14 protein-coding genes and 1 pseudogene are annotated in these 14,034 nt (G+C 65.6%); 5 read left to right on the top strand and 10 right to left on the bottom strand.

Annotated elements, in window-relative coordinates; genetic code table 11:
* On the top strand, positions 1–1,203 hold the full coding sequence (locus tag ACW17X_RS11020) for a type II secretion system F family protein (RefSeq protein ID WP_492097357.1): 1,203 nt from the start codon (positions 1–3) through the stop codon (positions 1,201–1,203).
* Positions 1,200–1,622 carry a type IV pilus modification PilV family protein gene (locus ACW17X_RS11015; RefSeq protein ID WP_492097355.1) on the top strand — a complete coding sequence of 141 codons (423 nt, stop codon included), beginning with the start codon at positions 1,200–1,202 and terminating at the stop codon, positions 1,620–1,622. The genes ACW17X_RS11020 and ACW17X_RS11015 overlap by 4 nt, the downstream gene beginning before the upstream one ends.
* Positions 1,623–1,651: 29 nt before the next feature.
* On the opposite strand, the gene ACW17X_RS11010 is transcribed toward ACW17X_RS11015, so the two are convergent.
* The 3 genes from ACW17X_RS11010 to ACW17X_RS11000 are packed head-to-tail and all read right to left on the bottom strand — an operon-like array spanning position 1,652 to position 5,147.
* Entirely contained in the window at positions 1,652–3,979 is a 2,328-nt protein-coding gene (locus ACW17X_RS11010; protein WP_492097353.1) for a secretin GspD/PilQ domain-containing protein, read from the bottom strand.
* Positions 3,980–3,999: 20 nt separating this feature from the next.
* Positions 4,000–4,482 (bottom strand): hypothetical protein, encoded by a 483-nt coding sequence (locus tag ACW17X_RS11005; protein ID WP_492097351.1) that lies wholly within the window; start codon positions 4,480–4,482, stop codon positions 4,000–4,002.
* Positions 4,482–5,147, bottom strand: a complete 666-nt coding sequence (locus ACW17X_RS11000; protein ID WP_492097349.1) for a hypothetical protein — start codon at positions 5,145–5,147, stop codon at positions 4,482–4,484. The genes ACW17X_RS11005 and ACW17X_RS11000 overlap by 1 nt, the downstream gene beginning before the upstream one ends.
* A 149-nt stretch (positions 5,148–5,296) precedes the next feature.
* On the opposite strand from ACW17X_RS11000, the gene gspG reads away from it, so the two are divergent.
* Together gspG and ACW17X_RS10990 are read left to right on the top strand one after the other, a co-directional pair.
* Positions 5,297–5,794 (top strand): type II secretion system major pseudopilin GspG, encoded by a 498-nt coding sequence (gspG, locus tag ACW17X_RS10995; protein WP_492097347.1) that lies wholly within the window; start codon positions 5,297–5,299, stop codon positions 5,792–5,794.
* On the top strand, positions 5,730–6,281 hold the full coding sequence (locus ACW17X_RS10990) for a prepilin-type N-terminal cleavage/methylation domain-containing protein (RefSeq protein ID WP_492097345.1): 552 nt from the start codon (positions 5,730–5,732) through the stop codon (positions 6,279–6,281). The genes gspG and ACW17X_RS10990 overlap by 65 nt, the downstream gene beginning before the upstream one ends.
* On the opposite strand, the gene ACW17X_RS10985 is transcribed toward ACW17X_RS10990, so the two are convergent.
* The 4 genes and pseudogenes from ACW17X_RS10985 to ACW17X_RS10970 all read right to left on the bottom strand — a co-directional run.
* Positions 6,229–7,305: a hypothetical protein gene (locus tag ACW17X_RS10985; protein ID WP_492097343.1), complete on the bottom strand. Its 1,077-nt coding sequence runs from the start codon at positions 7,303–7,305 to the stop codon at positions 6,229–6,231. The genes ACW17X_RS10990 and ACW17X_RS10985 overlap by 53 nt on opposite strands.
* Positions 7,274–8,290 carry a hypothetical protein gene (locus ACW17X_RS10980; protein ID WP_492097341.1) on the bottom strand — a complete coding sequence of 339 codons (1,017 nt, stop codon included), beginning with the start codon at positions 8,288–8,290 and terminating at the stop codon, positions 7,274–7,276. Before ACW17X_RS10980 ends, ACW17X_RS10985 begins: the two co-directional genes overlap by 32 nt.
* Entirely contained in the window at positions 8,277–8,756 is a 480-nt protein-coding gene (locus tag ACW17X_RS10975; RefSeq protein ID WP_492100485.1) for a hypothetical protein, read from the bottom strand. Before ACW17X_RS10975 ends, ACW17X_RS10980 begins: the two co-directional genes overlap by 14 nt.
* A 60-nt stretch (positions 8,757–8,816) precedes the next feature.
* A pseudogene (locus tag ACW17X_RS10970) lies at positions 8,817–8,900 on the bottom strand (type II secretion system protein); the annotation flags it as partial.
* Positions 8,901–9,003: 103 nt separating this feature from the next.
* On the opposite strand from ACW17X_RS10970, the gene ACW17X_RS10965 reads away from it, so the two are divergent.
* On the top strand, positions 9,004–9,915 hold the full coding sequence (locus tag ACW17X_RS10965; protein ID WP_492097339.1) for a cell wall hydrolase: 912 nt from the start codon (positions 9,004–9,006) through the stop codon (positions 9,913–9,915).
* 60 nt (positions 9,916–9,975) lie between these two features.
* Here the strand turns inward: ACW17X_RS10965 and ACW17X_RS10960 are convergent, their stop codons facing one another.
* From ACW17X_RS10960 to ACW17X_RS10950, 3 genes are read right to left on the bottom strand one after another with little or no spacing between them, the layout of a single operon-like run.
* The gene (locus ACW17X_RS10960; RefSeq protein WP_492097337.1) at positions 9,976–11,979 is read right to left on the bottom strand and encodes a glycosyltransferase family 2 protein; all 2,004 of its coding nucleotides are present in this window, start codon (positions 11,977–11,979) and stop codon (positions 9,976–9,978) included.
* Positions 11,976–12,563, bottom strand: a complete 588-nt coding sequence (locus ACW17X_RS10955) for a glycosyltransferase family 9 protein (RefSeq protein ID WP_492097335.1) — start codon at positions 12,561–12,563, stop codon at positions 11,976–11,978. Before ACW17X_RS10955 ends, ACW17X_RS10960 begins: the two co-directional genes overlap by 4 nt.
* Positions 12,563–13,987: a glycosyltransferase family 9 protein gene (locus ACW17X_RS10950; RefSeq protein WP_492097333.1), complete on the bottom strand. Its 1,425-nt coding sequence runs from the start codon at positions 13,985–13,987 to the stop codon at positions 12,563–12,565. The genes ACW17X_RS10955 and ACW17X_RS10950 overlap by 1 nt, the downstream gene beginning before the upstream one ends.
* Positions 13,988–14,034: the final 47 nt, after the last annotated feature.

Here is a 14,034-nt window from a genome sequence, read left to right as displayed (position 1 = left end):
ATGAGCCAGAACTTCCAGTATCAGGCCATGGATCGCAAGGGGCGCGCCTCTCGCGGCGTGACCACGGCGCCTGATGAGGCCGCCGTGGTGCGCCGCCTGGCCGGCGACGGTCTGATCGCCGTCAAGGTGACCCCGGTCGCGGCGCCGCGCGGCCAGGGTCAGAACCGTCACCTGAAGCCTGCCGAACGGGTGCTGGTTTTGCGCCAGCTGGGCCTGATGCTGGAGGCCGGGGTTTCCCTTCTGGAAGCCATGGACACCGTCTCGCAAGGGATGCAGGCTGCCAAGGGCAAGGCCCAGTTCCAGGCGGCCATCGCCGCCCTGAGGCGGGGCGACTCGCTGGGCAAGGCGCTGGAAGAGCATGTCCCGGGCTTTCCGGACTATCTCTACGCCATGGCGCGGGTCGGCGAGGCCTCGGGCAAGATCGCCGACGTGCTGAAACAGGCCGCCGAACAGATGGCCTACGAAGACCGGCTGAGGCGGGATTTCGGCAACGCCATGACCTATCCCGCCTTCTTGCTGACGGCGGGCCTGGGCGCGGTGGGCTTCATCTTCACCCAGGTGGTGCCCCGGTTCGGCGCCATGATCGGCGAGGACCGCAGCCGGGTCCCCGCCATGTCGCGCTGGGTCCTGTCGGCCGGCGAATACGCCAACGCCCATATCGGCGTCGTGGGGATCGTTATGGGCGCGATCGTGGCCCTGGGCGTCGTGATCGCGACCAACGCCAAGGTAAAAGCCTATGCCTATACGGCGGCCCACGGCCTGCCGGTGATCGGGGGCGTCATCCAGGCGCGCGAAATCGCCGCCTGGGCGCGGCTGACCGCCTTCGCCCTGAGCAATGGCGTGCCTATTCTTCAGGCGGTGGGCCTGGCCCGCGCCGCCGTGCCGATCGGCCCGTTCCGCGAGGGGCTGAACCAGCTGGACGGCGACCTGAAGGCGGGGCTGACGCTGGACGCCTCGCTGGCGTCACACACCAAGCTTGAGGCGATGGATCTCAGCCTGCTCCGGGCCGGTCAGCGTTCCGGCGCGGTCGGGGCCATGTTCGGCTTCATGGCCGACAATTATGAGAACCGGCTGCGTGACAGCATGAAGCGGATGACGTCGCTGCTGGAGCCTCTGGCCATCGGCTCCATCTCCATCATCGTCGGCTTTGTGGCCCTGTCGCTCGTCCTGGCCCTGTCCAGCGTCTATGAGGGCGTCGCGTGAAAACGGGCGGTCGGGACGGGTTCAGCCTGATCGAGGCCCTGATCGCCCTGACCATCGCCGCCATGACCCTGACGGCGATCTTCGAGCTTCAGCAGCAGATGACGCGGGGCCAGCGTCGGGCGACTGATGTGATGGAGCAGGTCGCGGCCCAGGAGAACGCCCTGGCCCTGATCCGCGGGCTGAACCCGATGGAACAGCCGGAAGGCTCCATCAGCCTGCCTGAAGGCGACACGGTCACCTGGAGCGCGACGCCCAAGACGGAAATCCGCCGCAACGCCGGTTTCCCCATCGGGGACGGCCTGTTCGACGTCCAGCTTTTCACCCTGACCGTGCAGGTCGAGCGCCGCAACGGCCGCTCGCCCGCGCCTCTGGTCATCGACCGCCTGGGCTGGCGGCGTGTGGACGCCTTGGCCGGCTAGTCTAATCGCCGAGGGGGCTTAGACAGGCGTCAGTCTTGTGGTGCGACTTCTTCCGGCTCAATCGCGGTGCTGGGTTCCTCAGGTTCCGGCTCGACCTCCGCCTCTGCCTCACTCGCCGCGGGCATCGGACGCGGCAGGTTCAGGCCCACGCCTCTGACGCGCGTGCCAAAGGTCAGGGGCGTCAGCGTGTAAGACCAGCCGGCGCCGGTCTTGAACGCGGCGTTCATGTCTTCCGAATAGCGATCGGCAAAGTCCGCCATCTCTTCGTCATTGCGGACGATATAGGGCGTGATCAGAAGCAGCAGCTCGGTCTTGGCGCCTTCAACCGTGTTGGATTGCAGCGCCGACCCGATGATGGGGATATCCTTGAGGAAAGGAACTCCAGTATTCACCTTGCTGTAATTGTTGGCGATCAGGCCGCCTAGCACGCCGGTCCAACCGTCCCGAATCGCAATCTGCGTGGTCAGGCTGCGGTTGGTGATGGTCGGACTTGAGATCCCGGCCGGGGCGGCGCCTGCGGAAGAGATTTCCTGGCTGATCGTGACATCCACCCGGTCGCCATAGACGACAGGCGTGACCTCAAGGATCGTACCGGTCTGCCGATACTGGACGCTTTGCAGGATGTCGGTGGAACCGTCGGAGTCGGTGTTCGACGCAGACTGGGAGGTGAGAATCGGCACGTCTGTGCCGACCTGGAACCGAGCCGTGCCCCCACTCCGCGTGACCAGCTGCGGGCGTTGAAGGATGGTGAGTCGGTCATTGGAGGCATTGGCGACAAGCCGAGCTCTGAAGTCTGGTCCGACGAAGGTGAAGACGCCCGCGCCGCCCGCCGTAGCGAGCGCTTCGGTGGACCCCGTCAGAAGGCCGTCGCCGCGCGCATCGGTTCCGAACAGGCTGACGCCAATACTGGTCGAGTCCGTCAGCGTCACCTCGGCGATCATGACTTCGATGACCACCTGGGGGGCGGGAGTGTCCAGTGTGTTGAGCAGATTGCGGAGCTGGGCGTAGTCGCTGGCCGTGCCCGTGAAGATGATCCGGTTGCCGATGGGGTCGGTCAGAAGGCTTCCGCCAAGGAACGACCCCGAGGCGCCTTGCCGGCTCTGGTTTCTGCCGTTGTTCGTCGAGTTCCGGTTCGAGGAGGAGGACGACGACGTCGTCGAGGATGATCCGCTCGTCACGCTTACGGCAGGCGTTCCTGGCACGCCCACGGGCGGCTGCGGCGTGCTGGTGGTCGGCGTCTGGCCCATAGCCAGTTGTCCCAGCGACTGGGCGTCGGTGTTGCGGACCTGGTAGACGAAGGTGGTCGCCTTGTCGCCCAGGGCCGTGGGACGGTCCAGCATGCCCACCCAGTAGTTGACGCGGTCGGCGAGTTCTCGGTCCTTGGTGAAGACGAGAATCTGGTTCGTCTGGGGGAAGGACAGAATGAGGATGGAGCGCCCAGCCAGGGGCTGGGTGCTGACAATATAGCCCTCGGCCGTCAGCGTCTGTTCGAGCGATCGCGCAAGGGCGTCGGCCGACCAGTAGACGGGTTCGATCCGCAGGGCTTCAGCGCCGGCGAAGCGCGGCTGGTCGACCTCGCGCAGCACACGCACGACCTGACTGACTTCCCGGGCCGAGCCCGAAATGATCAGGCTGTTGGAGAGAGGGTCCGGCGTGATACGCGCGCCGCCTAGGTTTGGGAACAGGTCCGACAGCAGGGACTGCAGGACATTGACCTCGATCGTCTGCACATTGAAGAACTGGACGACACGCCCGCCGCTGTTCGGCGCGGTGCGCGATCGTTGCAGTGTGGCGCCTATGGCCTGGGTCTCGCTGGATCCGACCACAACCGTCCCGCCTTCGATGAAGACGTCGATCCCGTATTGTTTCAGCGCCTGTTGCGTGAGGCGGAACAGCGCCCGCTTGCTGACCGAGCCGCCTGTGCCGCCCGCGATCACCTCTGTCCGCGTCGCTACGTCTCCGTTGAGGCTGTAGGGAAGGTTCAGGACGCCAAAGGCTGTGGCGACGAACTGAGGAATTGACTGCGGCGCCAGGGTGGCGTCGACCGGTTCGTCGGGCAACAGGGCTGCGATCTCCGCCTCGGTGGCGGGTTGGCGGCTGGGCGCCGTTGAGGCGCGTCCCGGGATGGACAGGGTTTCCGCCGGGCGTCTTTGCCCGCCAACCGTCGCGTCGGTCGCGGACCCTTCGGGTTGGCTTCGGGCCTGATCGAGCGCCGGCCGCGAAGTGCCGTCGCCCGCCGTCATGGTTGGAAAGGCGGCGCATCCCGCTGTCAGGAGCAAAGGCGCCAGACAAACCGCAGCCGTCAGGCCTGCGGTCCACCGGCGCGAACCCTCAACGCGCTCGTGATGAATCGGCATGGTCTTCAACTCCTGCTGCCTTAGCCGAAAAGCCGGACGACGCGCGCGTCTCGGCCCCGGCGCAAGGTTACGGCGTATTCTGATATTTCGCTGATGCGCCAGCCGTCCTGGAACAGATCGCCCTGCGTCATAGCCTGGGTTTGCGCCCCCGATAGGGCGGGGTGAGCGACCAGGGCCATGAAGGCGCCGCTCGTCTGATCACGTTCGATACCACGCAAAGCCTGTTTGAACACCACCGCGACATCGGGCGGCGGCGGAGGCGGCGGGGGAGGGGGCGGCGGCGGCGGGGGAGGTGGCGGCGGCGGCGGCGGCGGGTCTGACCGCAGGGTGCGCAGGAAGCTCAGGGCCGCAGCGGCCGTCTCGCCGGGACGAAGCATCGGTCCGCTGGTCCCGCCTGCGCCGCGGCGCACGCCGGGCGGCTCTTCCGGCAGCCCGGGTGAAAGCCAGCCGCTGATCAGGGCCAGGACCAGAAATACGGGGACTAGAATGGGGAGAAGTCGCATCAGCGGCGCGCCCCGTAGGCCTGATCGTTCGGCCGTTCCGCCGGCCCGCGCGCGGCGGCGCCGGCGGGCAGGGCCACGGGGAAGGCCAGACGAACCCGGACCTTGCCGGTGATCGGGTTGAACGGCTCAGGCGTTTGCTGGACCCTGACCCGCTGCGGCGTCAGTTCATAGCTGAAGGCGACCACCCGGAACCCCTCGGGCAGGGCTGCGATCTTGTCGAGAAAGCCGAATACAGTCGTCCAGCGCAGATCGGCCTGAACCTCGGCGCCCAGCCATTCGGTGGGCCCTATGGCTTCGACTTCCTCTTCGGTCGTGATCGAGACGCTGGTCAATTCCGCCTCGCGTGCGGCGCGAGACAGCGAATCTTCGATCATGACCCGCGCGACATCGACGTTCGAGGCCTTGAAGCCCCAGGTCTCCATGTCTTCCAGCGCGACCTTGTCGTCCAGAGCGGTGCGAATTCGCGCTGCAGCGTCCGCCGCACGGCGCGCCTGGGCGCGATCCTCCATCGCCTCGATATAAAGATCCTCCTGCCCGGTGCGCCAATCGGCGCCGGCGACAGGAACAATCGTCAGAAAGCCCAGGGCCAACACTCCGAGAAGAGCGCGCTCACGCGGCGTCGTCTGCTGAAACCGGGCCGTCAAGGCGCGGACCTGCTCGCGCACGGCGGCCTTCGAACCAGCAATCACGTTTCGCAACTTGTTCCCGCCGCATCCCCGGCGGCCACGCCTGTATTATCGACGCCGCCACAAGCTTCCGCTATAGCAGCCGGTGAGCACGGCTCCTAGCTCCGTGAATACAAAAGGCGTCCAGTTTGTTCTCATTTGTCGTTGACTTGGCCCGGCGCGTTCGTCGTTCCAAATCGTCCCGCACCGTCCGCGCCGGCTTTTCTCTGCTGGAAATTCTGGTCGTGTTGGCCATTATCGCCATGCTTGCCGCAGTGGTGGGGCCCCGCCTGTTCGCGCAACTGGACCGATCAAAGACGACGACGTCGCGGCTTCAGATTCGATCGCTCGAGGCGGCGTTGGAGACCATGCGTCTTGATATCGGCCGGCTGCCGACCGAGTCCGAAGGGCTGCCGCTGCTGATGCAGGCGGATCCCCAGCAGGTCGCCGGCTGGTCCGGCCCGTATCTCGACAAGGCTCTCCCGTCGGATCCCTGGAACAGGCCCTATATCTATCTGCCGCCGAGCAGCGCCGCAGACGGCACGCCGGGCGCGCCGGAAGCGCGGGCGCGTGTCATCAGCTATGGCGCTGACGGACAGGAAGGCGGACAGGGCGTCAATGCGGATATCACCTCCGATCAGCGCTAGGGCCAGGCGCGAGGGCTTCAGCCTGATGGAAATTCTCGTGGTGCTGGCGATTTTCGCGCTCAGCGCCGCGGTGATCATGCCGAGCACGTCGCGAATGCTCGATCAGGCGACGTCTCATGCGGTCTTCTTCGAATTCCAGGAACAGGTGTCGAACCTGCGGCGGGAAGCCAATCGGACCGGCGTCGCCATTCGACTGACCGAACCTGGGGCTCAGGATGGCGGGCAAGGTGAAACGACAGGACGGGTTTCGTCGCCTGAATCGACCATTGAGCCGGATCCTCCGCGCACGATCCTGTTGCGTTCACCCTGGCGCTACACCCTGGCGCCGAACCTGGATATCGCTGCGGGGGGCGCCTGCTCGGCAGCGACAGCCAACCTCATAAACGGCGATCGGGTCGTTATGACCTTGAGAACCTCAGACGGGGACTGCCGCTTTATCCGCCTGCAGACAACGGAGGCGCAGCCTCGCGGACCAGCATCTCGATGATCAGTCTCTGTCCCTGGGCGTCCGTGCGGGGCCGGACATCATAGAAGTAGCCTGACGTCTCCAGGTCCGACACCAGGGTCTCGACCAAGGACACCGCCGTATAGGGCAGGGTCAGGCTCAAGGTCTCTCCCTCCGCCTCAAGCGCGGTAGGCGTCAGATCGTGGAATGCGACGATGCCGATGGCTGCGCCGGTCGCGGTGAGGGGGTTGGTCTCCGCTTCGATCTCCGCATAGGCGGCGAGCTTGCGCTTGTTGGTTTCGAGTCCCGAGAGGCTCGACGTCTGAGGGGTCGCCGCGCGGATTTCGACGGTCTCCGTCTCCAGAGCCTCGCGTTCGGATGACAGTCGCTGGGCCTGACCCACGAAGAACAGGCTGAGCCCGATCGAAACCATGGCAAAGGCGCCGGCGCCGGCGCCGATCATCTGCTCCCGGCTCAGGTTCGAAGCCGACAGGGCGAAGGCGGGGGCGTCGAAGGCGAGCGGCAGGGTCTGCGGCGGCGGCGGGCCTTCAGGCGCGTCATCGGCGCCGCGCTGGGAACGCACGAAGGCGGTCCATGCCTGTGCGTCGAACCGTTCCCGACGCCAGGCGGAGGCGACAAGCCGGCCGGCTCGCCAGCGCTGCGCCTCGTAGCCGTCCGCCAGGCGCACGATCCGCCAACCGACGCCGGCAGGCTGCGACAGGGTTTCCGGCCGAACCTCCGGCCTGGCGCCGCCAAACCGCGCCCTGACCTGAGGACCGATACGGGCGGCGTCCCACCACCAGACGCCGCAATCCGCGCCCGCCCAAGCCAGCGTATGGCCGCTTTCGAGATAGGGAGAGCCTGTCCGCGCGTGCAGGCCGGCCGCCTGCCCCCGCTTTGACCGGGGCAGGCTTGCCGCTTCGAACAGAGAAAACGCCGTCATTTCGCGGGCGATCAGGACGACGGCAGGCCTCAGCCGTCCCAGGGCGCCGCCCTCATTCAGCGTGGTCCATCGCCCATCGGCGGACAGCCGCTCAACGCGGGGCGTAAGAAAATCTAACGGCATCAGAGGCGTCCGCAACGGCCCGTCGAGGAGCCTCGGTCATTTCAGTTTGATCGATCCAGACCGGACGCTCAAGCCCGGTCGGCGTCAAGGTCAGTCGACTACGATAGATCCAGGCGGAACGCGTGTCCTTGAGGGTCAGGATCACCCGGCCGGAGGGGAAGGTGTAGAAGCTCTCGCCGCTGGTGTTCGGCAGTCCCGTGGCGGCCGCGAAATTCTGAAACGACAAGAAGGGCGCATCTTCGCGTTGCCTCATAGCCGTTGATATCTGGCCGGGCGTCGCGCCGTAGAGGATACGCATGGCCTCCGGTCCAGCGGTATTGATGTTCTCGTTGGTCGAAGTCGAGTCCATGGCCAGCCACGGACGAAGCCGTCTCCAGGCGCCCGGATCGACGGCCTCCCTCACATCCAGCAAGGACAGCCACTCATTCGGCGTTCGCATGGTGCGGTTTGGCGGTCGGCCGCCGGGATAGCCAGCGCCTTCTCCTCCCGGGGCCTGTTCCAGCTCGTCCTGATCAATGTAGTCGCGGAAACGCGCAGCGAGCAGTCGAGACGTGCGATCCGGGACGCCTAGTTCCGCGGCCAGACGACGAACGCCGTCCTCGGACAGATAGGCCAGATTGATGAGACCGGCCTGATCTCTGAACTCAATGATCAAGGGAGGCCTAGCCTCCACCAGATACGGCCGACCATCCAGCCGCACTTGATCGGTGTTCGCTCCCGAGCCCGGCACAGCGTCATCATAACGTCTGGGCGCGCCGACATCGATCGCCATGGGAGACATAGGCTCGGTGGCGATCATATAGGCGGCTGACGCCTCCATGGTCATGGCGCGGGCCATAAACTGCACCCGCGCGCGCGCCGATGCGGCCTCCGCCGTCAGGCTGCGCAAGGCGGTCATCGCGACCAGAAAGATCAGCGACACCATGCCGGTCACAGCCAGGACGGCCGGTAGGGAGAAGCCGGGGCGACGATTAAAGCGGATCATCGAACCTTATCCAGCTTTCTGGGCGCGCCGAGCCTGCGCTGTCCACCACATCGATAACCCCGCCCCGAAAACGGACGAAAAGGGTCGTGGATCGCATGCCGCCGTCCCGCACCGGTTGACGCCCGGGAGAACGATAGGTCTCGGTCCAGTTGCTTCCGTCTAAGGAATAGGACAGCGCCGCATTCCGATCGGTCGTCGTCAACAGAACGACGCGCTTTTCACCCGCTTCGCAGACCAGACGCCGTTCCGATCCTGCGGGTTCGATCAGCAACCGCATGCGTCCGGTCCAGCCCAAGGGCGCGCACTGGCTTGCCCGTTCGGCGATGATGTCCGCCTCAAGAAGGTCCGCCCGCCCCTCGATCTGACGATCCATGGCGTCATTGACGGTCTCCGCCGGTCGCACAACGATGCTCCGAACCAGGCTGCGCGTGTCGCTGACTGCAATATCGGCGTCGGCGACCGCCATGGCCCGGCGGCCCAGCCGGAAGCCTGAATCGCCCGCCTTGATCCCGATTGAGAAGATGATCGCCAGCGCCATCCCGCCGATCGCGAGCACCACCAAGGCCTCGATCAGCGAAAAGCCGCTTCGGCGTGATACGGACGCTGTCATGTCGTTCTGTTAGCCCTCTCGACACGAAACGCCAATGGTCGCCAGGCTAAGCTTGGCGAGTCCGACGGATGTTTGTTAGGTTGAGCCGCAAACGGGGATGCAGATGAAGGCGACAGCCTCTGTCATGATTGCAGGTGGGTTGGCGGCGGCGCTGTGGGGCGGCGTCGTCTCGCGCGACCTGCTGGCTCAGGCCGAGGCTGGACCGCCGATAGCGGCGGTGCGTTCGGCCGAGGCTATAAAGCCCGTCATTAAGGACTCCGACCGGCGCGCCGCCCTGAATAACCGTCTGCAGCAAATGCTGTCCGACGGGCGCGGCGCCCGTCTCGGCGACAGAAAGAGCTCGGCGGTCGCAACTCCGCCTGCGCACGCTTCGGCGCAGCCCGATCGGGGCCCTGCCGCTGTCGCCGCCCGGGACGTGAAACCTTTATCGCGATCGTCCCGATATGCGGCCCCGAAGCTTGACCTGACGACGCCGACGGCGATGCCGAGGGATCCCGTCACCTGCCTGACTCAGGCGATCTATTATGAAGCCCGCAGCGAGAATGAAGAAGGGCAGGCCGCCGTCGCGGAGGTCGTCATGAACCGCACCGCCAGCAGGCTTTACCCCAACGACATCTGTGAAGTCGTCTACCAGCGCAACACGCGGACCTGCCAGTTCACCTTCACCTGCGATGGTTCGATCGGCCGTTCACGGATAAATCCAGCCAGCTGGGCCCGGGCTGAGCGGATCGCCCGCGACGTCTATTCCAGCGGGTACGTCTCCATCTTGCCCAAGCGGTCGGTCAATTATCACGCCAACTATGTCCGGCCTTCCTGGTCCCGTCGCCTTGAGCGCGTTCATCGGATCGGCGCCCACATATTCTACGGAGCGCCCCTGGATGGCCGTTCGACGCCGGGCGCGGACGGCGACCAGCCCAGGCCAGACACCGGTCTGGTCTTCGTCAAGAACGAAGCCATCGAGCGCGCCTACGCCCTGATGATGGGCCGCTCGGCGGCGAACGCGCCTGAATCCTGACGGGGTAGGCAGGCGGGGCGCGCTGTCAGAGGCCGCCGCTGATCCGTGACGCGTCGCCCTTCAGAGGTACCAGGCGTCGGCCGCCGGCTGGGGCATGACCTCGACGCGCGCGCGGTCCAGTCCGGGGTGCCAGGAGGGATCATTCGCCAGCCATTCGGACCAGAGCTGGTCAAACAGATCCGCCTCCTCGCGGGGGGGCGGGGTCTGCCGACGTGAAGCACGTTCGACATGCACCATTTGCGCAAAGGGTGTGCAGACGATCCGGTGACCCGCTCGGCGCAGTCTCAGGCACAGGTCGGTATCATTGAACTCCAACGAGAACCGCTCATCGAACCCGGCCATCGTCTCCATCAGAGTGCGCCGCGTGGCGAAAATGGCCCCGGTCACCATCGACCACTCCCGATGCACCAGCGCCCAGTCCTGGTAAAGGCCGCGCGAGCCCAGTCTTTGAATCCAGAGATGGGCCGTTCCCTCGCCATGAGGCGCCATGCCCGCATGCTGTAGAGACCCGTCCTCGAACAACAGCCGCGCGCCCACGCCGCCCACGGCGGGGTCCATGGCGAAGGTCTGAAGGGCTTTCAGCCATCCGCCGTCCAGCGCCCGCACATCGTCGTTCATGAAGACGATCTGCTCGGTGTCGGCGGCCCGCCAGAGCAGGTTCATCTTGGCGGCGTAGTTGAACCGCTCGAGCGGGGCCCGCGGCGTCGCTATGCGGCGCAAGGTGAATGGCCATTTCCGCAGGGCCCATTCCGGCGCCTCGGGGATATCGTCGCCGACGATGACCGTCAGCCGGTCCATCGGCCAGTCCGTCGCCGCCAGCGATATCAGAAGGCGTTCGACATAGGCTTCGCTGGACGCCTGCGGCGTCGCCCGCCGTGTCGGAATAAGGATGGAGACCGGCGCCTGTTTCGTCGCCACAAAACGGCGCGCAAGCCGGAAGCTGTCCAGCGTCTGGCCCGGCAGGATGTCGTAGTCGCCGAGCGAAGGTTGGGCCTGAAGCATCGCGCGATAGTCAGAAACAGTGGCCCGAACCCTCTGCTTGGGGTGAACCAAAAGCACTTCCGGAATACGCCGTATCATCATCCCTTCAGCATTCGCTCGGAACACAAGATCTGCGCAGGCCGCTGTCCCCCGGGCGGCGTCGAGACCGCCTAGAGCGCTCAGAGCTCCGAGCCGGACGATAATCGGAGATCCGATATAGTCCTGTGCGGACAGAAGCGTGGGATCAAACTCAGGCTTGAATCGAATCTGATCTATGGCGTCCTCGGTCTCGGCCGCCACATCGTCTGCATAGAAGAGGGCTGCGTCCGGATGGCGTTTGATCGCGTCCAGGATCGCCTGTCTGAAGTGTGGCGCCAGTAGGCTGCCGATCGGGGCAAAGACGGCCCAGTCGTCGTCTGCATGGTCCAGCTGAAGGGCGGCGGGCGTCGGTGCGCCGTCCGGCGCAAGCAGCGCCAGATGGAGCTTTTCGCCCAGTTGCGCCTCCAACACAGGCGTGCCCGCTGCAAGGTTGAGCCGAAGCCGCGAAGGACGGCGGTTCTCCGAGGGGCGGCCGGCATAAAACGGCGTGGGCAGGGCCTTGTCGATCTGCTCGAGCGTATCCGCCTGGGTGCGCCACTTCAGGACGGTGCGTTTCAAGGCCTGGAGCGAGGCGGAGGCGGTCTGCCGCCCCTCCTCGACGTCCAGTTGCCGCTGCGTCTCCAGCCGCGCCAAGCGGATGGACAGGGCGTGCAAGACATCGCGCGCTTCGGCGGCCGCAGCGAAGGCTTCATCGGCGCGGCCCTTCGCTGCGGCGACGCCGTCATGAAGTGTGTCACGATCCTGGCGCTGCGAGGCGGCGGCCTGAAGGACATCGCCCTTGAAGATGCTGAGATCATTCTCTGTCTGTGACAGGCGCGCCGTCGCGCCGGCGACGTCTTCCTCGATCCGTCTCAGCCGCCCCGCCAGACCTTCTGCGGTCGAGGTCGAATCCAGCGCAAGCGCGCCGAGGCGGCTCTCGACGCTGCTCATCCGGCCATAGAGGTTCAGGCGGCGTCGACGCCGGGCGATCCATCGCTTGATCATGCGGCCACCACTTCCTGCTCTGACTGTTCCGCCGGCTGTTGACGCGTCCACCGCATAGACGCCGATCGGTTCTGCATTCTTGTCCTCGTCATGATATCCATGACCGCCTCGCACACGGTCTCCGGCGTCACCAGATCGAGACAGGCCAAGGCGTAGGGGCAGTCCGCCGCGCGGTGCAGCAGGCAGGGCGCGCAGCCGATCGCTCGGGAAACCAGGGCGACGTTGAAGCCGAGCGGTCGCCACTCCGCCCTCTGGTGCGCTCCGCCGAAAATACAGACGGTCGGCGCGCCCAGGCGCGCCGACAGATGGGCGATCCCGGAGTTGTTGCCGATCACGCAGGCGGCGGCGCGCAACCGGGCCTCCACCTCTGGCCATGACAGGCGACCGCAGTCGTTGATGACGCGATCCGCCGGCAGGGACCGGACGATTTCGTTGGCGCGGAGAGTCTGGCTTCGCGCGCCGATGACTCGAACAAGCCCTTGCGGACGTCTGTCGATCAAAAGTCGGATGAGACGCGTGAAATGTTGCGGCGGCCAGTCGCGAATGTCGCTGTTGGAGAAGGGGGCGATGAGGATGTCGGCCATCAGAAAACCGCGCCCTCTTCCAGCAGACCGCTTTCACTGACCCGCAAGCGCAGCAGTTCGACAAGCAGCCGGCCATATTCAGACTGGTGCAGCACGCTGGCCGCGCCCTCACGGATCAGAAGACCGCCATAGAAACTGAACGCTGGAACTTCCGCGCCCTCCATCGGCCATATCCTGAACTCGAACTGGGTGTTGTCGCGGTCGACCCGGAACGCGAGGCGCGCCGGCTCGGTCGAGGGGACCACCAGTCCGCATTCCCGATGGGTGTCCAGCCCCACATCCAGAACGAGCGAGCCTTCGCCTTCGATATCCAGGAAGGGTTCGAACACATATCGGCCCGCACTCAGCGACCAGTATGGACCCCAGACCAGAGCATTGTCGCGCGCCACGGATCCATCGCAATGGAGGCGCCGCTGCGACCGGACCAGCCCATCCTTCGAGTGGAAACCGTGATGATCCAGGGTGTCGCGTCGCGCCTGTTCGGGTCCCTCGCGGGCGGCGTCGACAGGCAGGAAGACGTCCAGGAACGGGAACCGCGATCGCGCGCCGACTCCGGCCCTCAGCGACGCCCGCACGCTTTGAAGCAGGCCGCGTGTGTCCGAATCAATGCGCAGGTCCACTGCGATATCGTATTCCTCGGTGATCAAGGCTTCGAAAAGCGCGGTCCTGCCCGCCACATCCACCTTCTCCTCGTTGGAATTGCGAGGAAAGACGTCGAACGCCACCACCGTGTCCGCCAGGCCCGATTCGAGCGCCAGATCGAGGTTCCACGACCCGACAACCAGCGTGATATCCGCGGATGGGAAGGCGTCGCGAAGGGCTTCCAGAGCGGGCAGGCCCATGATGAAGTCGCCCAGGTGATCCAGTTTCAAGGCCAGGATGCGCCGCCGGGGGGCAAGCGCAGAAAATTCGACCCGCGTACGAGCGACTTCGAAGTCCGGCGCCGCCGGCTGGGTCGCCACGGACGGCGCAGCGGAGACTGTCCACTGCGGCGGAGCGATTTTCTGAAGGATGAGGATCAGATGATGCGCACCCTTTGGCGCCTGTTCGCGTAGCGCGTCATAGTCGTAGCCGACGTCGGAATCGCTTAGCCTTTGCACGCGATAGGTGTTGGGCGCCAAGGCTTCTTCGACTTCTTGGAGAAGCGAAGCAGGGGTGTAGAGGCGTTTTTGACCGGCTCGCCGCCGCTGCTCCAATCGCAGTGCGCGATCGTGAAGAAACGCGTGCGGGACGGTCAGGATCAGTCGTCCGCCTGGGGCGACCGCATCAAACCAGGTCTGCAGAGCCTGTCGATAGTCCGCTGTGTCCTGGAGCTTTTCATGCGCCAGGACCACGGCCTGGCTTTCATTCTCAACATCGACGCCGGCGTCGATGTCGAGAAAGGGGCGGGCCTCCAACTCCAACAGGGCTGCGGCGTCGAGCACGGCACCTGCTGAGCGGCGTGAGACACCATGGTCTTGTATCACTGTGT

This window comes from Brevundimonas sp. FV1ye4L, assembly GCF_058681255.1.
This window is presented reverse-complemented; position numbering and strand designations above follow the sequence as displayed.